The sequence below is a fragment of the Streptomyces griseomycini genome, assembly GCF_014203535.1.
In the GTDB taxonomy this organism is placed as follows: Bacteria; Actinomycetota; Actinomycetes; order Streptomycetales; family Streptomycetaceae; genus Streptomyces; species Streptomyces griseomycini.
In genome coordinates this window covers 230493-252948 of the sequence record NZ_JACHJI010000002.1, presented here as the reverse complement: position 1 = coordinate 252948, position 22456 = coordinate 230493, and the positions used below count along the sequence as shown (strand labels likewise).

Sequence of the window (22456 nt, the reverse complement as noted above, 5' to 3'; positions counted from 1 at the left end):
CGGACCCGGGGCTTGGCCTCGGTGGCCTCCGCCGTGTCGACGGCTGCCTCGGCCTTCTTGGCCGTGGTCTTCCGCGTGCGGCGGGGCTCGGCCTCGGCCGTGGCCTCCGCAGTGGTCTCCGGCGCCTGCGCCGGCTCGACCGCCGCCTCGGCCTTCGCCGCCGTCTTGCGGGTGCGGCGGGGCCCGGCCTCCACGGCCTCGGCCGGCTCGGTGGTCCCCTCGACCGTGTCGACCGCCGCCTCCGCGGCCGCAGCGGCGGTCGCGGTCCTGCGGGTACGACGGCGGCGCGGCTCGGCGGCCGGGGCCTCGGACTCGGGCTCGGTGACCGTCGCCGTGTCCGTGGCCACCGGGGCTTCGGGGGCCACCGCGGTCTCCACCGCTGCCGCAGCCTTGCGGGTACGGCGACGACGCGGCTTCGCGGGGGTCTCGGGGGCGTCCCCGGCCGTGCCCTCGGCCGTGGCGACGGCGGACTGCGCGGACCGCTCCGGCTCGGCGGGCTCCGTGGGCTCCGCGGGTTCGACCGCGGTCGCCGCGGCCGGCGCCGCCTCGGCCGGGACCCCGCCGCGCATACGGCGCCGGCGGCGCGGGGTGCGGACGGCCGTGCCGGCCTCCGCCTCACCGGTGCCCTCGACGGCCGGGGCCGTGGCCGACCGGCCCGTCTCGTCCAGCGGCGCACCGCCGCGCGTGCGGCGCCGGCGGCGCGGCGTACGGGTCGAGGACTCCTGCTCGGCGGGACGGGAGTCGCTCCGCCCGCCCCGGCCACCGCGCCCGCGCGGTCCCCGGCCGCCCGGCTCGCCCAGGTCCTCCAGCTCCTCCGCGTTCAGCCCGGCGCGCGTGCGCTCCGAGCGCGGCAGGACGCCCTTGGTGCCCTCGGGGATGCCGAGGTCCGCGAACAGGTGGGGGGAGGTGGAGTACGTCTCCTGCGGGTCGCCGAAGTCCAGCTCCAGCGCCTTGTTGATCAGCTGCCAGCGCGGGATGTCGTCCCAGTCGACCAGGGTGATCGCCGTACCCTTCGCCCCCGCGCGGCCCGTCCGGCCGATGCGGTGCAGGTACGTCTTCTCGTCCTCGGGGGACTGGTAGTTGATGACGTGCGTCACACCCTCGACGTCGATGCCGCGGGCGGCGACGTCGGTGCAGACGAGCACGTCCACCTTGCCGTTGCGGAAGGCGCGCAGCGCCTGCTCGCGGGCGCCCTGGCCGAGGTCGCCGTGGACCGCGCCGGAGGCGAAGCCGCGGCGCTGGAGCTGCTCGGCGATGTCGGCGGCCGTGCGCTTCGTGCGGCAGAAGACCATCGCCAGTCCGCGGCCCTCGGCCTGCAGGATGCGGGCGACCATCTCCGGCTTGTCCAGGGAGTGCGCGCGGTAGACGTGCTGCTTGATGTTCGCGACCGTCGCGCCCTCGTCGTCCGGCGCGGTGGCGCGGATGTGCGTGGGCTGCGACATGTAGCGGCGGGCGAGGCCGATGACCGCGCCCGGCATGGTGGCCGAGAACAGCATGGTCTGGCGCTTGGCCGGGAGCAGGTTGATGATCTTCTCGACGTCGGGCAGGAAGCCCAGGTCGAGCATCTCGTCGGCCTCGTCGAGGACGAGCGCCTTCACGTGCGCGAGGTCCAGCTTCTTCTGCCCGGCCAGGTCGAGCAGCCGGCCCGGGGTGCCGACCACCACGTCGACGCCCTTCTTCAGGGCCTCGACCTGCGGCTCGTAGGCCCGGCCGCCGTAGATCGCGACGACGCGCACGTTGCGCACCTTGCCGGCGGTCAGCAGGTCGTTGGTGACCTGGGTGCACAGCTCGCGGGTGGGGACGACGACGAGCGCCTGCGGGGCGTCGGTGAGGTCCTCGGGCCTGGCGCGGCCCGCCTCCACGTCGGCGGGGACGGTGACCCGCTCGAGGAGCGGGAGGCCGAAGCCGAGCGTCTTGCCGGTGCCGGTCTTGGCCTGGCCGATGACGTCCGTGCCCGACAGGGCCACGGGGAGCGTCATCTCCTGGATGGGGAAGGGGGTGATGATGCCGACGGCCTCCAGGGCCTCGGCGGTCTCGGGGAGGATCCCGAGCTCTCGGAACGTCGTAGTCAGGGTGCTGCCTCTTCTGTGTACGCGGTGCGAGGCGAGCGCGGGGGTCGTGTCGGGACCGTGCCGGGGACGTCGGCTGCCTTACGGGCGGTGCCGTAGGGCACGGGACCACTGCCGACGCTCTAGCGCTCGTACCGCTGAGGGTTCCCTCCGATCGTCGTACGCGAGGTGCCGTACGGTCAGGGAGGGCTGTCGGGTCGGAGCCGATCGGGCCACCGACCGGGCATCCTCATACATGCGGCCTGTCGAGTACGTCGAAGTGCTCAGCAGGCGCATTACCACCATACCCCGGATCGGCGCACACGCCATGGCCGATTTGGTCACGTAGTCGTCGTCACACTGATCGGCCATGCCCTTCCGGTGCCCGGCAAGCGGGCTATTGTGCGCTTCATGACGAGCTCTGACAAGCCTGACAACGCCGCGGACACCCCCGAGACTCCCGCCGGGCACACCGGCGTCGCCGCCATGGACTGGGCGGCCGCCTCCGCCGATCCGCAGTACCGCGCCGCCGTCGTGGACCTGCTCGGCGCGCTCGCGTACGGGGAGCTGGCGGCGTTCGAACGGCTCGCGGAGGACGCCAAGCTGGCGCCCACGCTGGCGGACAAGGCGGAGCTGGCGAAGATGGCGTCGGCCGAGTTCCACCACTTCGAGCGGCTGCGCGACCGGCTCGCCGAGATCGGCGAGGAGCCGACGCGCGCGATGGAGCCGTTCGTCGCCGCGTACGAGGGGTTCCACAAGCAGACGGCGCCCTCCGACTGGCTGGAGGGCCTGGTCAAGGCCTACGTCGGCGACTCCATCGCCAGCGACTTCTACCGGGAGGTCGCGGCCCGCCTCGACTCCGACACCCGCGCCCTGGTGCTGGCCGTGCTGGACGACACGGGACACGGCGGCTTCGCCGTGGAGAAGGTGCGCGCGGCGATCGACGCGGACCCGCGCGTGGGCGGGCGGCTCGCGCTGTGGGCGCGGCGGCTGATGGGGGAGGCGCTGTCGCAGTCCCAGCGGGTGGTCGCCGACCGGGACGCGCTGTCGACGATGCTCGTGGGCGGTGTCGCGGACGGCTTCGACCTCGCCGAGGTCGGCAGGATGTTCTCCCGGATCACCGAGGCGCACACCAAGCGGATGGCGGCGCTGGGGCTGGCGGCCTGACGCCGGTCCGGCTCGTCAGGGCCCGCGTCGCCGTCGGCGACCGGTCAGGCGGTCGCCGATCGGCGACGAAGTCTTCCCGCGGGACGCAGCAGCAGCGAGAGGGAGGCCACGGAGACGGTCACCGCGCCGAGCAGGAGCGTCGCCAGGTTCACGGCGTCCAGCGCGGTGTGCGTCAGGAAGGCGCCGAAGAGGGATCCGGCCACGCCGGTCGGCAGGACCAGGGCGCGGGCGGGGAAGCGGTGCGGCAGGCGGCGTGTGGCCGCCCACGCCAGAGCGAGGCCGAGGATCGCGGAGCTGAGTGCTTCCAGGAGCATGTCGGGGTCCCTCCCACATGGCCGGCCTGCTCACATCGGTCGTAGCCCGTCTTACCCCTGACCTGCGGAATCTAATCCTCCTCTGTGGAGGAACCGTGCTCTTCCCGTGAACGGTTCCCCCCGCGAACGGGGAAGGGCCCGGCGGTGCCGCGTACGGCACCGCCGGGCCCTTCCCCGACTGCTGGTCGTGCGCCGGTCGTCGCCTACAGCGCGCCGAAGCCCACCTTGCGTGGGGCCGGCTCGCCGATCTCGACGTACGCGAGGCGGTCGGCCGGTACCAGGACCTTGCGGCCGTGCTCGTCCACGAGGCTCAGCAGCTGAGCCTTCCCGGCCAGCGCCTCGGCCACCACGCGCTCGACCTCCTCGGGGCTCTGACCGCTCTCCAGAACGATCTCGCGGGGCGCGTGCTGCACGCCGATCTTGACCTCCACGGCTATGTCCCTCCGACGGTCAGTGAAGTGCGCGACCTTCCGCGCCGTACCAGCACACATTAGCCCGGTGAGGGGACGGACACGCTTCGCCCGGCCACGCCAGGAGCGAACAGCCGCCGGGAACGAACGACCGCCGGTGTCCGCCCGTGCGGTCAGTGCTGCTGGTCGTTGCCGTGCAGCGGGAATCCGGCGATGCCCCGCCAGGCGAGCGAGGTCAGCAGCTGCACCGCCTGGTCACGCGGCACGCTGCGGTCGCTGTGCAGCCAGGACCGGGCCACCACCTGGGCGAGTCCGCCCAGCCCCGAGGCGAGCAGCATCGACTCCGCCCGCGAGAGCCCGGTGTCCTCGGCGATCACGTCGCAGATCGCCTCCGCGCAGTCGTTGGTCACCTTGTCGACGCGCTCGCGCACGGCGGGCTCGTTCGTCAGGTCCGACTCGAAGACCAGGCGGAAGGCGCCGCCGTCGTCCTCGACGTACGCGAAGTAGGCGTCCATGGTCGCCCGGACGCGCTGCTTGTTGTCGGTCGTCGACGCGAGCGCGTGGCGCACCGACCGGATCAGTGACTCGCAGTGCTGGTCCAGCAGGGCGAGGTAGAGATCGAGCTTGCCCGGGAAGTGCTGGTACAGCACCGGCTTGCTGACGCCGGCGCGTTCGGCGATGTCGTCCATCGCGGCCGCGTGGTAGCCCTGTGCGACGAAGACTTCCTGGGCGGCGCCCAACAGCTGGTTCCGTCGGGCCCGGCGCGGCAGGCGTGTCCCCCTCGGGCGTACCGCCTCTGTCTGCTCGATGGCTGTCACGCCGCCTCCCATTGTCGTCCACATGCGGTGTGAGCCGCGCCGCCATCGTACTTTTCGGTAACCGTGGTGTGCGCGGTGAGAGCGCAGAATTTCACGGACCGGACGGCAGTGAAAGCCGTACGGACGGTTTCAAAAGGTGTCAGAGCGGGCAAAATACGGCCTCTCTCCTGCTCGATGAGGCCCTCCTCCACGGTCTCCTCACCGGTAGTCGTCCTCGTCGAGGGAGACGACCCTGGTCTGTTCCACCAGATCCGCCTCGTTGGCGCGCTCGGGGTCGACGCCGGTCAGCGGGTCGTCGCGGTCCGGCCTGACGTCCGCCTGCTGCTCTGCCGCGTCGACCTCGGGGGCCTCGACGTCGAACTCCTGGTCCTCGCGGACGTCCTCGTCCTCCTCGAACGTCTCGGGGTCGGTCGGATCTACGGCCATGCTGGGCTCCCTTCCTACGAACGTCCCTGGAGAATGCAGGGGCCACATGCGGGTGCCCTCTGTACGAGCCTAGGAGACACCCGATCCGGACGCTATGCGATCCGCGACCGGGACGTGACGGGATGCGCACGCGGCTCTGTGACGGCGAACACGTGAACCAGTGCGTGATCGTCTCGTAACATTGCCGCATGTCTTCGACCGAGCTGCCGTCCGTGCCGCCCGCAAGCGTGCTTCCCGAAGTGGCCGCCGTCAGGGTCGCGGAGGGCGAGCGGCTCAGGTCGGTGGAGCTGCCCGGGATCACGCTGTCGATCCGGTCGAGGCCACCCGCGCGCGAGGGGCTGCCGCCCGCCCTGCACGTCCACGGACTGGGCGGTTCCTCGCTGAACTGGTCGGCGCTGATGCCCCTGTTGGAGGACGTCGTCGACAGCGAGGCGGTGGACCTGCCGGGCTTCGGCGACTCCCCGCCCCCGGACGACGGCGACTACTCCCTCACCGCGCACGCACGCGCGGTGATCCGTTATCTGGACGCCGCCGGACGCGGCCCGGTGCACCTCTTCGGCAACTCGCTCGGCGGCGCGGTCGTGACCCGCGTCGCGGCCGTGCGCCCGGACCTCGTCCGCACGCTCACGCTCGTCTCACCGGCCCTGCCGGAACTGCGCGTGCAGCGCACCGCCGTCCCGACGGGACTGCTGGCGGTGCCCGGGGTCGCACCGCTGTTCACCCGGATCACCCGGGGGTGGACGGCGGAGCAGCGGGTCCGCGGTGTGATGGCCCTCTGTTACGGGGACCCCGCGCGGGTGACGCCGGAGGGGTTCCGCAACGCCGTGCGGGAGATGGAGCGGCGGATGCGGCTGCCGTACTTCTGGGACGCGATGGCGCGCTCCACGCGAGGGCTCGTCAACGCCTACACGCTGGGCGGCCAGCACGGACTGTGGCGCCAGGCCGAACGGGTGCTCGCGCCGACCCTGCTCGTCTACGGCGGCCGGGACCAGCTCGTCGGCTTCCGGATGGCCCAGCGGGCGGCCCGCGCGTTCCGGGACTCGAGGCTGGTGACCATCCCGGACTCGGGACACGTGGCGATGATGGAGCACCCCGAGACCGTGGCCCTCGCCTTCCGCGAACTCCTCGCGGACACAACGGATCCGGGGGTCGAGGGGGATACTGGGGAGCCGGGCGCGAAGAGCGCCCCCGGCCCGGCCGCCGACACCGGTGCGGACGAGGCCGTCGACGGCGGGACCACCGCCGAGAACGTAAGGGGCTGAGGCGCGACGTGGGACGCCACAGCCGTCGTGGACCCGCCCCGAAGGGCGACACCGCGGACACAACCGCAGCACGGGGCGGCCGGGACGGTCGCGAGGCCCGTCCGGGGCCGTCCGGGACCCAGGGGCCCCAGGGGTACGGGGGCCCGTACGGAACGCCGCAGGGGGCCCCGGCACACGGGGCCCCGGCACACGGGGCTTCGGCGTACGGGACCCCGGCACACGGGGCTTCGGCGTACGGAACCCCGGCGTACGGCCCCCCGGGACACGGCACGCCCGCTCACGGTGTGCCGCGCCTCCCGAACGGATGGCTCCCGGAGGGGGCGCCCGCCCACGGGACTCCGCGCCCGCCGGACGGCACGCCCGCGCACGGGTTCCCGGGTGTGCCCGACGGCGCCCCCCGAACCCGCGGTGGCCACCCCGAGCAGCGGGAACCCGGCGGTGGCTGGGGAGAGCTGAGGGGACGGACGGCGGCCGGGACCGGGTACGGCATGCCGGCCGGGGCCGACCCGTCCCTGCCGCGACAGGGACAGGCGCCCCGCGGAGGGCCGCGGCAGGACTACCTGGACGCCTTCGACGAGGACGACGACCTCTTCGCGCCCCGCCGGCCCGCCCCCGCGCACCCCACGGACCCGTACGCCGCCGTCACCGACTGGACCACCGCTCCGGCCACCGCCGTTCCGCCGGACCCCGACGACGACGCGCCGCCCACCGGTGAACCCGCGCGGGCCAGGGGCGGCAAGGGGCGGGCGTTCACCGGGATCGCGGCCGCCGCCGTCACCACGGTGCTGGCCGTGATCGTGGCCGGTCAGGTCACCGAGGAGCACGGCGGCTCCGACATGCAGGCGCAGTCCGCCCCCGACCAGGCACGGGACGCCCGTGACCCCGCCTCGCGCGGGGAAGACCGGGAGGCGCCCGCCGGAGTGCCCGGCTCCGAGCCGCTGACGTACGAGCAGAAGATGGACCGGACGTACCCGCTCAGCGCCACGCTCGAGGGCTCGGGGAAGTTCGACGCGATCCCCGGCGTCGACAAGGCACCGGGCAGGGGAGAGAAGATCACCTACCGGGTGGACGTGGAGCAGGGCCTCGGCCTCGACGGCGAACTCTTCGCCGAGGCCGTGCAGAAGACGCTCAACGACGACCGCAGCTGGGCGCACAACGGCGCCCGCACCTTCGAGCGCGTCCACTCCGGCGAGGTCAGGTTCGTGATCACCCTCGCCAGCCCCGGCACCACCGCCGACTGGTGCGCCAGGTCCGGCCTGGACACCACCGTGGACAACGTCTCCTGCGACTCCGCGGCCACCCAGCGCGTGATGATCAACGCCTACCGGTGGGCGCAGGGGGCGGAACCGTACGGCGACGCGATCCACGCCTACCGCCAGATGCTGATCAACCACGAGATCGGTCACCGCCTGGGCTACGGCCACGTCACCTGTGACAAGGACGGCGACCTCGCCCCGGTCATGCAGCAGCAGACCAAGTTCGTGGACCACGACGGCATCGACTGCCGGCCGAACCCGTGGCCCTACCCGAAGGCCTGATCCCCTAGCGGGGAGAAACGCCTCCCGCGCGGGAAAGTTACGCCCGTTCACCCCTTTTGGTGGCACGACGGACAACCGTCCGTCGTGCCACCGCCTTGTCCGCATACGTTCGTCCCGCTGCGAGCCGCCGGACCAACGGCGGCTCCCCATACGGGAGATCGGGGGTGCACACATGCGCATCGGACTGCTCACGGAGGGTGGTTATCCGTATGTGAGCGGTGGCGCCGGGCTCTGGTGCGACCGCCTCGTGCGCGGACTCGACCGACACGAGTTCGACGTCTACGCGTTCAGTCGCGGCGAAGCCCAGGAGGACGAGGGCTGGGTCCCCCTGCCGCCGCAGGTCGGCAGGGTGCTCACCGCACCGCTGTGGACGGCCGGGGACGACGGGGTGGTGTACGGCCGCCGCGCACGCCGGCGCTTCACCGAGCACTACGGCGAACTGGCCGCGGCCCTCTGCACGGCGGCGGACCCCGCCGCACCCGAGGCGGACCGTTTCGCCACCGCTCTGTACGGCCTCGCCGAGCTCGCCCGCGACGAAGGCGGCCTGGTGGCCGCGCTCCGCTCCGAGACCGCCGTACGCGCTCTGGAGCGCGCCTGTCGCGCGCCCCGCGCCCTGCGCGCCGCGCGCGAGGCCCGCGTACCGGATCTGCTGGCCGTCGCCGCGCACCTCGAGCAGGCCCTGCGCCCCCTCTCGCTCGACTGGTACGAGGAGGACGGCCTCGGCGCGGTCGACCTGTGCCACGCCACGGCCGGCGGCGCGGCCGCCCTGCCGGGTCTGCTCGCCCACCACTTCTTCGGCATCCCGTTGCTGGTGACCGAGTACGGCGTACGGCTGCGGACGCACTACCTGACCCGCCCGGACTCCTCACCCGCGGTCCGCGCCCTGCTCGCCGCCTTCCACGGCAGGCTCGCCGCCGAGACCTACCGCCGGGCCGCGTTCATCACACCGGGCAACGCCCACGCCCGCCGCTGGCAGGAACGCTGCGGCGCCGACCGGGCGAAGCTCCGTACGGTCCACCCCGGCATGGACGCCGCGCCCTTCGACGAGGTCGGCGAGTCCCAGGAGGACGCGGACCCGCACACCCTCGTCTGGGTCGGCCGGGTGGAGCCCGCCAAGGACCTGGTCTCGCTGCTGCACGCCTTCGCGGAGATCCGCAAGGAGGAGCCCGGGACCCGCCTGCGGATCATAGGCGGCCCGTCCGGTGCGGAGGGCGCCGACTACCTCGGCCACTGCAGGGCGCTGGCCGCGCAGCTCTTCCCGGACGAGGCCGAGGGCCCGCACTCCGTCGGTGCCAACCCGGTGTCCTTCGAGGAGATCGGCGGCCCGGACCTGCCCACCGTCGCCGACGCGTACGCCTCGGGCGCCGTGACCGTTCTGTCCAGCGTCGTCGAGGGGTTCCCGGTCGGACTGGTCGAGGCGATGCTCTGCGGGCGGGCGACGGTCTCCACGGACGTCGGCGCCGTCGTGGAGGCCATCGGCGGAACGGGCCTCGTCGTCCCGCCGCGCAATCCCCGGGCGCTCGCCGAGGCGTGCGTGTCCCTGCTGCGCGATCCCGCGCGCCGCGCGCGCCTCGGGGCCGCCGCGCGCGCCCGCGCGCTCGAACTGTTCACCGTCGAGCAGAACGTCGCGGCGTTCCACGGCCTCTACCTGGAGACCGTCGCGCGCACCCCGGTCCGCCGCCTCCGGCTGAACGACAGCGGCGACCCCCTGCCCTTCGCCACCCCCGCCGAGGCCCGCGTCCCCGGCCACTGGACCGACCGCACCCCGCGTGCCGTCCCCGTGTGGGCGGCGGACCCACCCGTGGGCGCCGCCACGCCGGCACCCACGACGGAGGCAGCCCGATGACCGACCTCGGCGAACTGCGCCGGGAGACGGCGGAGCCCGGCGGCCCGCTGCTCCCCGCACCGGACGTCCGGACCGCCCCGGCGGACGAGCCCGCCCCCGCTCCCCGCCGGGGCGCCGCCGACCCGGTCAAGGCGCTGCTGCACCGCCACCGCGAACTGTGCGAACAGGCCGTGGACCCCTTGGAGATCGCGGCCGGCCTGGAGGCCCACGGCGTCACCGACCGGACCGCCGCGCGCTTCCGCCACCGGGACGTCTTCTCCCTCGCGGAGGAGCTGTACGCCCGGGTCCCGCGCGACGGCGACTCCCGGCCCCCCGCGGCCACGGCGGTCCCCCGGGCACGCGCCGACTGGATCGTCCTCACCCTGCTCCCCGGGGCGCTGTGCGCCGCGTCGCTGACCGCCCTGCGCCTCACCCACGGCCAGACCCGCCTCCTCGCGGCGGCCGCCGGCGTCCTCGCCGTCGCCCTCGCGCTGCGCGCGGCACTGCGCCGGGGCCCGCTGAGCACCGGCGACCGCACCGCGACCGCCCCGCGCCGCTCCACCACGGCGTCCTGGACCTGCTGGCTCATCGGCTACGCCCTTCTGGGCGACGGCCTGCTCGGTGCCGCGATCACCGGCGGCCCCGACGGCCTGCCCACCGGCGCCGCCGAGGGGGACTGGCCGTTCACCACCGCCCCGGTCCTGGCGCTCGCCCTGGCCTGCGCGCCCGCGGCCTGGACGGCCCACCTCTTCTCCGCCCACGCCCGCCGCAGGCTCGCCTCGAGCCGGGGCCTGGAGGACTTCGCCGCCTCCGCCCGGCCCGCGCTGCTCGGTGCGTTCGCCCTGTTCCTGTGCGCCCTGGCGGCCCTCCTCGCCCTCTCGGCCGCGTTCCTCGACGAGCCCTTCGCCCACCCCCAGACCCTCGCCCTGGGCGCCCTCCTCCTCCTGGCCCGCCTCCTCACGGTGCACGGCTTCACCCACGCGCCGAAGGTCATCCTCGTGGCCACGGTCACCGCCCAGGCAGCGGCCCTGGCCACGGTCTTCGCGGCCCGTCTCCCCGGCTGCGCCGCGCTGGCCACACCCGTGGACACGCTGGTCACCGCCTGGGGGCCCGCCGCCGTCCCCACCCTCACCTGCGGGGCGGCGGCCCTGATCCTCCTGGTCCACGCGTCCCGCAGACTCACCCGGGCCTCGGCCCACACCCACCCGGAGCGACCACGGTGACCGGCCGCAGCGGCCGGCGCGCCGGCCCGGGCTCCTCGGCGAGCGGCCGACTCCGTGCCGGACCGAGGCCGGACACCCCACACACCCGCATCCGCACCCCCATGTGAAGGAGAACCCCCACATGATCACCCGTCCAGCAGCTCCGGACGCCGAAGGAGTCGCCCGATGCGAGTCCTGCTGATCGGTTCCAACGGCTACCTCGGCCGCTTCGTCGCCGACCGCCTGCTCGCGGACCCGGCCGTCCAGCTCACCGCCCTCGGCCGCGGCGACGACGCCGACGTCCGCTTCGACCTCGCCACCGGCAGCCCCGGTGCCCTCACCCGCTTCCTCGACGCCGTCCACCCCGGCGTGGTGATCAACTGCGCGGGCGCCACCCGGGGCGGCGCCCGCGAACTCACCCGGCACAACACCGTCGCCGTCGCCACCGTCTGCGAGGCCCTGCGCCGCAGCGGCTGCGGCGCGCGCCTCGTGCAGATCGGCTGCAGTTCGGAGTACGGCCCGAGCCAGCCCGGTTCCTCCACGGCGGAGGACGCCGTCCCGCGGCCCGGCGGCCCGTACGGCGTCAGCAAGCTCGCGGCCACCGAGCTGGTCCTCGGTTCCGGCCTGGACGCCGTCGTCCTGCGGGTCTTCTCGCCCGTCGGCCCCGGCACGCCCGCCGGCTCCCCGCTCGGCCGCCTCGCCGAGGCCATGCGCCGCGCCATGCAGTCCGGCGACGGCGAGCTGAGGCTCGGCGGGCTCGGCGCCCAGCGGGACTTCGTCGACGTCCGCGACGTGGCCCGCGCCGTCCACGCCGCCTCGCTCTCCGCCGCCCAGGGCGTCATCAACATCGGCTCCGGCCGCGCCGTCCGCCTGCGCGACGCCGCCGCGGTCCTCGCCCGGGTGGCCGGATACGGCGGCGCCCTCACCGAGCTGGACGGCCCGCCCGGCGCCCACGGGGCGCACGCAGCACCGGCCGCCCACGCCTCGCACGTCGGTCACGCCTCCCACGCCGCGCACGCCGCCCACCTCAGGACCACCATCGGCCACCCCCGTGCCGAATCCGACCACCCCGCGCCCCCCGTCGCGTACCCGGACGGCTGCGGCAGCTGGCAGCAGGCCGATGTGCGCACCGCGCGCGACCGGCTCGGCTGGCGTCCCCGGATCAACCTCGAGGAGTCCCTCGCGGACATCTGGATGGAGGCCGCGTGCCGTATCTGACCAGCGTCAAACCGGGCACCGCGAGCACCGACGTCCGCACCGGCTTCGGCGTCCCGGGCTTCGCGCACCCCCTCGTCGCCCCGGCCGAGTGGAGGGAACTCACCCGCCCGGGCACCCCCCTGCACTGGGTCGTCCTGAACGTGGCCGACGGCCCCGGCGTCCAACCCGACCCGCACTGCCTGGAGGCGGCCGGCCGTCTGCGCAACGCCGGTGTCCGCGTCCTCGGCCACGTCGACACCGCGTACGGCCTGCGCACCTTCGGCGAGGTGGTCTCGGACGCCCACCGGTTCCTCGACTGGTACCAGGTCGACGGCTTCCTCCTGGACCGCTGCCCCGCCGACCGCGCCGGGCTCCCCGAGGTCCGGCGCACCGTCACCACGCTCAGGGTGATCCGTGACGATGCCCACATCGTCCTCGGCCACGGCACCCACCCGTGCCCCGGATACGCCGAGGACGCCGACCAACTGGTCACCTTCTCCGGCCCCTGGAGCGACTACCGCTGGTCGCAGGTGGCGGAGTGGACCGCCGACCATCCGCCCGAACGCTTCTGCCACTTCGTGCACGGGGTGCCCGGGCCGCACCTCGAGGAGGCCCTGCGCATCGCCCGCTGGCAGGGCGCCGCGACGATCTACTTCACCGACCACACGGGCCGCGGCGGCCGCACCGACCCCTGGGAACCGCTGCCCGGCTACTGGGACGACATCGTCTCGCGGATCGGAACGGGTGTCTCGGAATGAAAAAGGCCGTGGCAGTGTTAAGCGAAGAACAACTGTAGTGATTGACCGACCAACGGAGTCCCCGTGTCGTTGCCACCCCTGGTCGAGCCGGCTCCCGAGCTCACCGTAGACGAGGTCCGCAGGTACTCCCGCCACCTGATCATCCCCGACGTGGGGATGGACGGGCAGAAGCGGCTGAAGAACGCCAAGGTGCTCTTTGTGGGTGCCGGTGGCCTGGGTTCCCCGGGGCTGATGTACATGGCCGCGGCGGGCGTGGGCACGCTCGGCATCGTGGAGTTCGACGAGGTCGACGAGTCGAACCTGCAGCGTCAGGTCATCCACAGCCAGTCCGACATCGGCCGCCCCAAGGCCGAGTCCGCCCGTGACACCGTCAAGGGCATCAACCCGTACGTGAACGTGGTCCTGCACGAGGAGCGGCTCGAGGCCGACAACGTGATGGACATCTTCAGCCAGTACGACCTGATCGTCGACGGCACGGACAACTTCGCGACCCGCTACCTGGTCAACGACGCCTGCGTGCTGCTGAACAAGCCGTACGTCTGGGGCTCGATCTACCGCTTCGACGGCCAGGCGTCCGTCTTCTGGTCCGAGCACGGTCCCTGCTACCGCTGCCTCTACCCGGAGCCCCCGCCCCCCGGCATGGTCCCCTCCTGCGCCGAGGGCGGTGTCCTGGGCGTGCTGTGCGCGTCCATCGGCTCGATCCAGGTCAACGAGGCCATCAAGCTGCTCGCCGGCATCGGTGAGCCGCTCGTCGGCCGCCTGATGATCTACGACGCCCTGGAGATGCAGTACCGCCAGGTCAAGGTCCGCAAGGACCCCGACTGCGCGATCTGCGGCGAGAACCCGACCGTCACCGAGCTCATCGACTACGAGGCCTTCTGCGGTGTCGTGTCCGAGGAGGCCCAGGCGGCGGCCGCGGACTCCACGATCACTCCCAAGCAGCTCAAGGAGTGGATCGACGACGGCGAGAACATCGAGCTCATCGACGTCCGCGAGCCGAACGAGTTCGAGATCGTGTCCATCCCGGGCGCCCGCCTGATCCCGAAGAACGAGTTCCTCATGGGCAACGCCCTGGAGAGCCTGCCGCAGGACAAGAAGATCGTCTTGAACTGCAAGACGGGTGTCCGCAGTGCGGAAGTCCTCGCGGTCCTCAAGTCCGCGGGCTTCGCCGACGCCGTCCACGTCGGCGGCGGCGTGATCGGCTGGGTCAACCAGATCGAGCCGCAGAAGCCGGTTTACTGATCACCGGTCCGGCTGACCGGCGAGACTGACGAAGCCCACGGCCTCCGACCAGTTCGGACGCCGTGGGCTTCGGTCGTCGTCGACGGGTGTCGGGTGACCTCGCACGGTCCGCACGGTCCAGGGACGGCCCGGCCGTCGCACCCGGACCCGTGTCGGCGGAACGGCTCCGGCACAGCTTCCGCGGCTGCTCATGCCGTCCTGCGAACGGTGACGACGGGGCAGTGCGCGTGCGTCATCATGGCCTGGCTCACCGAGCCCAGGAGCAGTCCGGCGAGGCCACCGCGCCCGCGGGTGCCGACGACCAGCAGCTGAGCCGCCTTGCTCGCCTCGAGCAGGACCTCACGCGCTTTGCCGTCCACCGGGTCGCGTCGGACGGTGACGTCCGGATGGGCGTCCGCGCGGCCGGCGATCGCCCGGGCCAGCAGGTGCGCCGCGGACCCGGGGGCCGTGCCGGGCGGGGCCCTGTCCGGCCGCCACGCGTGGACCGCCACGAGCTCGGCCCGGCGCTGCGCGGCCTCGGTGAAGGCGACGTCGACGGCCTCGTCGCTGTCCGGGGAGCCGTCGACTCCCAGGACGACAGGCCCCGCGCCGGAGGATGTCCGGTGTTCCTGGCGGACCGTCATCACCGGGCAATGGCTGCGGGCGGCCAAGGACACCGGTGTGGACCCCAGCAGCAGGCCCGCGACACCCCCCGTACCCCTGGAACCGACGACGATCAGGTCCGCGGCCCGCGACTCGGCTTCCAGTACGAGCGCCACGTCGCCCGTCACCACGGCCGTGCTCACCGCGACCTCGGGCGCCACGTCGAAGGCACGGGCCGCCGCTTCGCGGACCAGCGTCCCGGAAGCCGGGTCCGGCACCATGTACCTGGGCTTGACCGGAATTTCGGCGTGCACCACGCGCAGTTCCGCACCGCGCCGTGCCGCCGCCGCGGCGGCTGCCTCCACGGCGGTGAGACTCATTGCCGAGCCGTCCACCCCGACCACGACCAGATCGTTCATAGCTGGCTGCTCCACTTCGAGCTGTGGCTTCCCAGCGTCGACCCGTCGACATGTCGCTGCAATTCCTGCGCGCCCCCATGCGTTCGTCGCCGCGGGAACCCGTCCGTCACGTGGCCGTCAAGGTCGGACAGGTCCGGAAGCACCACGCAGCGGAAGGCGGTGCCGCTGACCTCGTGCTCCCGGGCCCGGGACGTTGTGACCCCGTCCACACCCGCGGAGCGGCGGAACGCGTCGTGCGCCTGCCGGGTCACGGGGCGGTCCGGTACACGGACTTCAGTGACCTCTCGGCCGGCGCGCGGGCAGCGGACCCGGTCGCTTCACCGTGGTGCTGCCGCAGGAGGGCGGGGACCGGGTCCCGCCCTCGTCAGGAGCAGACCTTGCCGTCCTTCGGCACCGTGCCGTCCAGGAGGTACGCGTTCACCGTGGAGTCGACGCAGTCGCTCCCGCTGCCGTACGCACCGTGCCCCTCGCCCTTCCAGGTGAGCACCACACCGACGCCCTCGCCCAGCTCGTCCGCCATCCTCCGGGCGCCCTCGTACGGCGTGGCCGGGTCGCCGGTGTTGCCGACCACCAGGACCGGCGCCGCACCCGGCGCGCTCACCTCCGGGGTGTCGCGCTGACCGGGCACCGGCCAGTCGTGGCACCAGCCGGCCGTGTCCCAGCCGAGGAAGGCCCCGAACACGGGCGAGATCTCCTCGAACTCCGGCAGCAGCTTCTTCGTCTCCGCCACGGTCGGCCGCTGCCTGTCGTCCAGGCACGATATGACCCGCTGCGAGTGGGTCGTCGTGCCGTAGCGCCCCGAGGCGTCGCGGTCGTTGTAGCCGTCGGCCAGCGCCAGCAGCTCCGAGCCGTCGCCCTCCTCCGCCGCCCGCAGCGCGCTGGTCAGCGCCGGCCAGCCGCTCTTGCTGTACAGCGGCAGGACGATGCCGGTCAGTGCCAGTGTCTGCGTCAGCTCCCGTCCGGACGTGGACGTCGGCAACGGGTCCGCGTCGATCCGCTCCAGCAGGTCCGCGATCTCACGCGAGCCCTCCTCGGGGTCCCGGCCGGTGGACTTCAGGTAGTTGTCGAGCGCCGTCTGGAAGCCGCGCGTCTGGTTCTTGGCGTGGCCCACCGTGTCGGCGCTCGGGTCGACCACCGCGTCGAGCGTCATCCGGCCCACCTTCTCCGGGAACAGGTGGGCGTAGACGCCGCCGAGTTCGGTGCCGTAGGAGATGCCGAAGTAGTTCAGCCTGTCGTCGCCGAGGGCCTGCCGGATGCGGTCCATGTCCCTGGCCGTGTCCGTGGTCGACACGTGGGCCATCAGTTTCCCGGCGGCCTCCTGGCAGCCCCTGCCGAAGTCGGCGGCGTCCTCGAAGTACGCCCGCTCCTCGGCCGGCGTGTCCGGGGTGCCGTCCACCGACGCTTCGGCCGCCCGGATCTCCTCGTCGTCGCGGCAGCGGACGCCCTCACTGGCGGCCACCCCGCGCGGGTCCCAGCTCACCAGGTCGTACCGCTCGCGCAGCTCGGAGGCGACGTCGGCGTAGGACGGCATCATGGAGACGCCCGAGCCGCCCGGACCGCCGAAGTTGAACAGCAGCGAGCCGAGGCGGTCGTCTCCCGTGGCCTTCGCCCGGATCAGCGCCAGTCCGATCGTGGCGCCGTCGGGCTTCGACCAGTCCAGCGGCACCCGGAGCGTGGCGCACTGCCAGTCGTCGCCCGGGGCGGGGGTGCCCCCGGAGGCCTCGCAGCGTCCCCAGGCGAGTGCCGTCCCGCCTGCCGTCCCGTCGTTCTTGTCGTCGTCGCCGGACGAGCCGCCGCTGCAGCCCGTCGTCACCAGGGCGGCGGCGACCGCCAGAGCCGCCCACCGTGTGATACGCGTCATGTGGTGCTTCCCCCCTCGCCGGCCGTCCGCATCGGGCAGCGGACGGCGGTCAGGCCATGGTAGGCAGATCCGTCTCCCCGCGGGGCGGCCTGTGGACAACGCTCCGACCTGCGCCTTCGCGGGCCGGTTCCTGCTCAGGAGCAGACGGTGCCGTCCTTCGGCACCTTCCCGTCCAGGAGATAGCCGTGCACCGCGTCCCGCACGCACTTGTTCCCGCTGCCGTAGGCCCCGTGCCCCTGCCCCTCGTACGTCAGCTCGACACCGACCCCCTCGCCCAGCGCCTGCGCCATCCTGCGCGCACCCTCGTACGGCGTGGCCGGGTCGCCGGTGTTGCCGATCACCAGGATCGGGGCCGCGCCGGGGGCGCTCACCTCGGGACGGTCGGCGGCCCCCGGAACCGCCCAGTCGGTGCAGCCGATCAACCCCCAGGCCAGGTAGTCGCCGAACAGCTCGGACGCGGCCCGGAACGCGGGCAGCCTGCGCTCCACGTCCCCGGTGCCGTAGCGGGGCTTGTCGTCGGCGCAGTTGATGGAGACGTTGGCGGCGACGAGGTTGCTGTACTCGCCGTCCTGGTTGCGCCCGTTCATCGAGTCGGACAGCACCATCAGGATCGTTCCGTCGCCGTCGTAGGCCTCCGCGAGACCGTCGGTGAGGAACTCCCAGAAGTCCTGCGAGTACAGCGCCTGGGCGATTCCGCTGGTCGCCGCGGTCTGGGTCAGTTCGCGCGGGAAGAGGCCGGGAATCGGGTCGGCGTCGAGGTCCCTCAGGAACCTGGCGATACGGTCCTTCACGTCCTGCGCGCTGTCGCCGACGGGGCAGGCCTCGACCTGGGAGACGCAGTGCTCGGCGTAGTTGTCGAGCGCGAGCTGGAAGCCCCGCGCCTGGCCGAGCGAGCCCTGCTCCGGCGTCTGCGTGGGGTCGACGACCGCGTCGAACACCGCCCGGCCCACCTTCTCCGGGAACAGGTGGGCGTAGACGCCGCCGAGTTCGGTGCCGTAGGAGATGCCGAAGTAGTGCAGTTCGTCGTCGCCGAGGACCTGGCGCATCAGGTCGAGGTCGCGGGCGGCGTCGGTGGTGCGCACGTGGGGCAGGACCCGCCCGGACTTCTTCTCGCAGCCCGCGTTGAACTCCTTGGTGCTGTCCAGGAGCTCGGTCCGCTCGGCGCTGTCGTCGGGGGTCGCGTCCTGCTGGAAGTACGCGTCGAGCTGCTGGTCGCTCGCACAGGTCACGGGCGCGCTGCGGCCGACTCCGCGAGGGTCGAAGCTCACCAGGTCGTAGCGGGTGCGCAGGGTCGCGTAGTCCTCGCCGAACGCGGGGAGCGTGGTGACGCCGGAGCCGCCGGGGCCGCCGAAGTTGAAGATCAGGGAGCCGATGCGCTCGCTCGCCTTCCCGCTCGTCCGCGCCCGGATCAGCGCGAGGTCGATGGTGTCGCCCTCGGGCTCGTCCCAGTCCAGGGGCGCCTTCATGGTGGCGCACTGCCACTCGGTTCCGCCCGCCAGGGGCGAGGGGGCCGGGCCCCCGCCCTGCGCCCCGGACGGGGCCGGACAGTCCTTCCAGCCGAGCTCCTGCCGCGCCAGGTCCTCGTCCCCCTCGTCCCCCTCGTCCCCGCCGCAGCCCGCCAGCAGCGCGGGCAGCAGGACGGCGCAGGCGGTCAGGGCGGCGGCACGCAGGCGGAAGGGGTGGGGCATGCCCCCATCCTGCGGTGGTCCGGGGCGGGACGCGCGGGGCACGGGCCGTACGAGGTAAGGCTCCGCGGCCGGTTCCGCGACGTTCCTCCTCGTCCTCCTCGCGCTCCTACAGCGCCTGCTTGCGCGTGAGGTGGTTGAAGGCCAGCCATCCCGGCAGCACCGGCAGCCACAGCGTCAGCAGCCGGAACAGCAGCACCGCCGGCGCGGCGACCTCCTTGGGGAGTCCGACGGCGATCAGGCCGACCGTCAGGGTCGCCTCGACCGCGCCCACACCGCCCGGCGTCGGCGCCGCCGAGCCCAGCGCGTTGCCCGCGAGGAAGACGACGGCGACGCTGGCGATGCTGATCGAGGTCGTCTCGTCGCCGAACGCCCGGATCGAGGCGTCCAGGCACATCACGAAGCAGGCCGTGAGCAGCAGCATGCCGCCGATGCCGGTGGCCAGCTTCTGCGGCCGCTGCAGCACGTCGAGCATGCGCGGGACGACCCCGGCGAAGAGCGACCGCACGCGCGTGACGACGAACTTCCGCAGGAACGGCACCGAGGTCACCACGAGCACCAGCACCGCCACCGTCAGCAGACCCGCGATGACCGTGCGGGACGGCGACAGGGAGGGCGTCTTCTCGGTACCGGTCAGATAGCCGAAGGCCAGCAGCATCAGGATGTGACAGCCCAGCCCGAACAGCTGGGACGCGCCGACACTCGCCACCGCGAGCCCCGGCCGCACCCCCGCGCGCTGGAGGAAGCGTGTGTTCAGGGCCACACCGCCCACCGCCGCCGGTGCGACGATCTTCACGAACGACCCGGCGACCTGTGCCGCCACCGTCCGCAGGAACGGCACCCGCTCCGGCACGAACCCCAGCAGCGCCAGAGCGGCCGCGAAGTAGCTGGCCGCCGAGAACAGCACGGCCGCGGCCACCCATCCCCACTCGGCGTTGGCGATCAGCGGCCCGAACTCGATGTGCGTGAGCTGCGTCAGCAGGAAGTACGCGCCGATCGCGCCGGCGATGAAACTGATCAGCGTCCGCGGCCGCACCCGCTCCAGGCGGGCCGGCTCGACCGGGGCCTGCGGCCTGATCCGCAGCACCTCGTGCCGGATCTGGGTGAGGAGGTCCTCCTCGCGCGCCTCCTCCAGGGCCTCGTCGATGGCCCGCTTCTCGGCCCGCTGCTCCGCGCGCACGGCCTTCTTGTCGGGCTTCTCGAGCACGGGCTCGTCGGTGTCGGCGGCGGCCTGCTCCGCGCGGAGCAGCTTCGCCTGCCGGGAGGCCTCCAGGACCGCCTCACGCTCGCGCTCCGCCCGCTCCCGGGCCAGCTTGCGCAGGGTCGCGCGCGTGGAGCGGCTCAGCGCGATGGGCTGGAGCATCGGCAGGCAGTCCGCCACGGCGTCGGGACCGAGGACGCTCAGCGCGGAGGACACCGCCCGTTCGGCACCCACCCTGAGGCCCAGCGTCACGAGCAGCTGCGAGACGTCCATGCGCAGCAGCAGGTCGCCGGCCGCGATCTCGCCGATGCGCAGGTCGGTGAGGATCACCGTGCCGGAACGATCCACCAGGATCGCGTCGCCCACCAGCCTGCGGTGCGCGATGCGGCGGGACTGCAACGCCCGTACCTGGTGCCAGGTGTCGCGCAGCAGGTCGTCGGTGATCTCCTCGTCCGGCAGTGAGTCGAGCGTGCGCCCGCCGCTGTGCTCGTAGACGAGCATGACCGCGTCGGGGCCGAGCTCGGAGGTCGCGATCAGCTTGGGCGCGTTGGCGCCGGCCGCGATGGCCGCGTACGCCAGCAGCGCCTCCTGCTCCAGGGCCTGGCGCAGCGACTGGAGGCTGCTGCGGGTGGCGAAGCCGCGCAGGGTCAGATTGCGCCACGCGCGGTAGAAGAAACCCTGTGCCTGCTGCTCCCGGTCGACCACCGTCACGTCCAGCGGCGGGCCGTCCTCCAGGGTGACGAAGTACCGGCGTCCCCGGTCCCCGGACTCGGAGGCGTCGCCGGACTCCACCCGGGACGCGGTCACGGGGCGGAATCCGACGGTCCGCAGGCCCGCCATCAGGGTCCGGCCGGTGGGGCGCACATTGGGCGAGCCGACCGCGTAGAGGGTGCCGTAGGCGACGGACCAGCCGATCAGCACCGTCAGGATGATCGAGAACGGGGTCGTGTACCCGGTGACGAGCATCGAGAAGGCGTCCAGGAGCAGGACCACCCACAGCACCGCGCGCCATCTGGGCCTGCGGGACATGCCGACGGCCGTCATGTACGCGATGACCGGTGCCAGGTAGCCGTGCACCGGGTCGGTCAGGGCGTTGATGTCGCCGGGGGAGGGCTGGGTGAGCGCCTCCTGGATCGAGTCGGGGGCGGCCCGCGCGACCCACAGGTCCATGGCGAGCGTCACACCGTGCGCGAGGACCGCGGCGAGCACGCCGTCGGCGATCCGCAGCCCGTCCCTCTTGATCAGCCGCTCGATGGCGAAGGCGACCGGCACCAGGAGGATCGCGATGCTGGAGGCCAGGCCCGCGATCTTGATGAGCAGGTCGGGCGCCTGCCCGGTGCCCTTGGTGATGTCCTGTTCCAGGCCCGAGGTGGTGCCGTGGGCGAACGCGGCGATCGCCAGCAGCACCACGACGGCGAGGACGCCCACGAGGAGCCGCATGAGGTCGGACGGGCGGTGCACCCGTGCGGGGAGCAGGGGCTCGTCGCCCTCGACCTCGTCGATGTGCGCCGTGTCGGCGGCGTCGGCGGCGTCGGTGTCCAGAGCGGCCTTCTTCCCGGCCGCCTCGGTGCCGGCGTCCTTCGTGCCGGCGTCCTCGGTGCCGGTGTCCTCCGAGCCGGCGCCTTCCGCGCCGGGGCCCGCGGTGTCCGGGCGCGACGAGGCGTCAGGGGTGCCCTCCGTGTCCCCGGGGTGCGCGCCCTGCTGCTTCATCTTCTCTTCTTGGTCTCGTATCACCAGTCACCGCCCGCACGATGGTGGCATGCCGCACCGGTACAAGGGGGCATCAGGGTCCACATACGGGGCCGCACAGTCTGCCCGAAGCGGTGCCCCGGGGCGAGGCGTGCGCGCACGCGCGCGTGCCCGTGGCGTTGTCGGTGGGGTGGTGCAGGATGGGCCGGATGAGTCAGGAGAGCCTTCCGCCCGATGCCGCCCCGGAGCCCCCGGACGCCCTGCCCGAGTACGCCGAGCGGGTCCTCGAGGTGGCCGAGCTGATCCCGCCGGGGCGTGTCATGACGTACGGCGACGTGGCGGAGTGGCTGGGGGAGGGCGGCCCCCGGCAGGTCGGGCGCGTGATGGCCCTCTACGGGGGAGCCGTCCCGTGGTGGCGCGTCGTCCGCGCGGACGGCGTCCTGCTGCCGGGCCACGAACTGAGGGCACTCGGCCACTACCGCGCGGAGGGCACGCCCCTGAAGGAGGCGGGCCGGGCCGCTCAGGGCCATGTGCCGCGCCTCGACATGAAGCGTGCGCGGTGGGACGGCGGTGGGCACACCGAGGGTCACACCTGACAGCCTCCGCCATCGCGCGCGCCTCCGTGTGACGTGTGCTCCGTATCGGGGAAACGGAGCACGTCCGTGGCATGACGTACGTTCGTGGGGGAAGGGGCAGGCGCGTCGTGCGTGCCGTGAGGGAAGAATCGGAAGTCCTGCTTCCGCGCTTTTCACCGGCGTAGCGTCGGCTGCGCGAGTCCCCTTCACCCCGGGTCCACCGCCCTCCACGCGCGG

General features: G+C 73.3%; 18 protein-coding genes. 9 read left to right on the top strand and 9 right to left on the bottom strand.

Features of this window, described 5'->3' with window-relative positions:
* A partial coding sequence (locus tag FHS37_RS05660) for a DEAD/DEAH box helicase (protein ID WP_245005412.1) occupies positions 1–1979 on the bottom strand: 1979 nt, incomplete at its 3' end.
* 480 nt (positions 1980–2459) lie between these two features.
* Between FHS37_RS05660 and FHS37_RS05655 the strand changes: the two genes are divergently transcribed.
* Positions 2460–3215: a ferritin-like domain-containing protein gene (locus FHS37_RS05655; protein ID WP_184817927.1), complete on the top strand. Its 756-nt coding sequence runs from the start codon at positions 2460–2462 to the stop codon at positions 3213–3215.
* A 44-nt stretch (positions 3216–3259) separates the two neighbouring features.
* On the opposite strand, the gene FHS37_RS05650 is transcribed toward FHS37_RS05655, so the two are convergent.
* From FHS37_RS05650 to FHS37_RS05635, 4 genes are all read right to left on the bottom strand, one after another.
* Complete coding sequence (locus FHS37_RS05650; RefSeq protein WP_184817926.1) at positions 3260–3529, bottom strand: hypothetical protein; 270 nt, start codon at positions 3527–3529, stop codon at positions 3260–3262.
* 203 nt (positions 3530–3732) lie between these two features.
* Positions 3733–3960 (bottom strand): DUF3107 domain-containing protein, encoded by a 228-nt coding sequence (locus FHS37_RS39120; RefSeq protein ID WP_184817925.1) that lies wholly within the window; start codon positions 3958–3960, stop codon positions 3733–3735.
* A gap of 152 nt (positions 3961–4112) precedes the next feature.
* A complete protein-coding gene (locus tag FHS37_RS05640) occupies positions 4113–4757 on the bottom strand; it encodes a TetR/AcrR family transcriptional regulator (protein WP_184817924.1) in 645 nt (214 codons plus the stop codon).
* A 198-nt stretch (positions 4758–4955) separates the two neighbouring features.
* Positions 4956–5183, bottom strand: coding sequence for an Rv3202a family protein (locus FHS37_RS05635; RefSeq protein ID WP_184817923.1), 228 nt, complete (start codon positions 5181–5183; stop codon positions 4956–4958).
* Between the two features lie 188 nt (positions 5184–5371).
* Between FHS37_RS05635 and FHS37_RS05630 the strand changes: the two genes are divergently transcribed.
* The 7 genes from FHS37_RS05630 (at position 5372) to moeZ (ending at position 14207) form a co-directional block, all read left to right on the top strand.
* A complete protein-coding gene (locus FHS37_RS05630; protein WP_184817922.1) occupies positions 5372–6445 on the top strand; it encodes an alpha/beta fold hydrolase in 1074 nt (357 codons plus the stop codon).
* 8 nt (positions 6446–6453) lie between these two features.
* Positions 6454–7983, top strand: a complete 1530-nt coding sequence (locus tag FHS37_RS05625) for a DUF3152 domain-containing protein (RefSeq protein ID WP_184817921.1) — start codon at positions 6454–6456, stop codon at positions 7981–7983.
* Between the two features lie 172 nt (positions 7984–8155).
* Positions 8156–9829, top strand: coding sequence for a DUF3492 domain-containing protein (locus FHS37_RS05620; RefSeq protein ID WP_184817920.1), 1674 nt, complete (start codon positions 8156–8158; stop codon positions 9827–9829).
* Positions 9826–11031, top strand: coding sequence for a hypothetical protein (locus FHS37_RS05615; protein WP_229889959.1), 1206 nt, complete (start codon positions 9826–9828; stop codon positions 11029–11031). Before FHS37_RS05620 ends, FHS37_RS05615 begins: the two co-directional genes overlap by 4 nt.
* Positions 11032–11196: 165 nt before the next feature.
* Entirely contained in the window at positions 11197–12228 is a 1032-nt protein-coding gene (locus tag FHS37_RS05610; RefSeq protein ID WP_184817919.1) for an SDR family oxidoreductase, read from the top strand.
* A complete protein-coding gene (locus FHS37_RS05605; protein ID WP_184817918.1) occupies positions 12216–12965 on the top strand; it encodes a spherulation-specific family 4 protein in 750 nt (249 codons plus the stop codon). Before FHS37_RS05610 ends, FHS37_RS05605 begins: the two co-directional genes overlap by 13 nt.
* A gap of 63 nt (positions 12966–13028) precedes the next feature.
* Positions 13029–14207, top strand: coding sequence for an adenylyltransferase/sulfurtransferase MoeZ (moeZ, locus tag FHS37_RS05600; protein WP_184817917.1), 1179 nt, complete (start codon positions 13029–13031; stop codon positions 14205–14207).
* A 188-nt stretch (positions 14208–14395) separates the two neighbouring features.
* Here the strand turns inward: moeZ and FHS37_RS05595 are convergent, their stop codons facing one another.
* The 4 genes from FHS37_RS05595 to FHS37_RS05580 all read right to left on the bottom strand — a co-directional run bounded on the left by FHS37_RS05595 (position 14396) and on the right by FHS37_RS05580 (position 21665).
* Positions 14396–15208 carry a universal stress protein gene (locus FHS37_RS05595; protein ID WP_184817916.1) on the bottom strand — a complete coding sequence of 271 codons (813 nt, stop codon included), beginning with the start codon at positions 15206–15208 and terminating at the stop codon, positions 14396–14398.
* A 364-nt stretch (positions 15209–15572) separates the two neighbouring features.
* Positions 15573–17069, bottom strand: coding sequence for an alpha/beta hydrolase (locus FHS37_RS05590; protein WP_184817915.1), 1497 nt, complete (start codon positions 17067–17069; stop codon positions 15573–15575).
* Between the two features lie 134 nt (positions 17070–17203).
* Positions 17204–18757, bottom strand: coding sequence for an alpha/beta hydrolase (locus FHS37_RS05585; RefSeq protein ID WP_184817914.1), 1554 nt, complete (start codon positions 18755–18757; stop codon positions 17204–17206).
* 106 nt (positions 18758–18863) lie between these two features.
* Complete coding sequence (locus FHS37_RS05580) at positions 18864–21665, bottom strand: lysylphosphatidylglycerol synthase transmembrane domain-containing protein (protein ID WP_184817913.1); 2802 nt, start codon at positions 21663–21665, stop codon at positions 18864–18866.
* A gap of 188 nt (positions 21666–21853) precedes the next feature.
* Between FHS37_RS05580 and FHS37_RS05575 the strand changes: the two genes are divergently transcribed.
* Entirely contained in the window at positions 21854–22240 is a 387-nt protein-coding gene (locus FHS37_RS05575; protein WP_184817912.1) for an MGMT family protein, read from the top strand.
* The last annotated feature ends 216 nt before the right edge of the window (positions 22241–22456 follow it).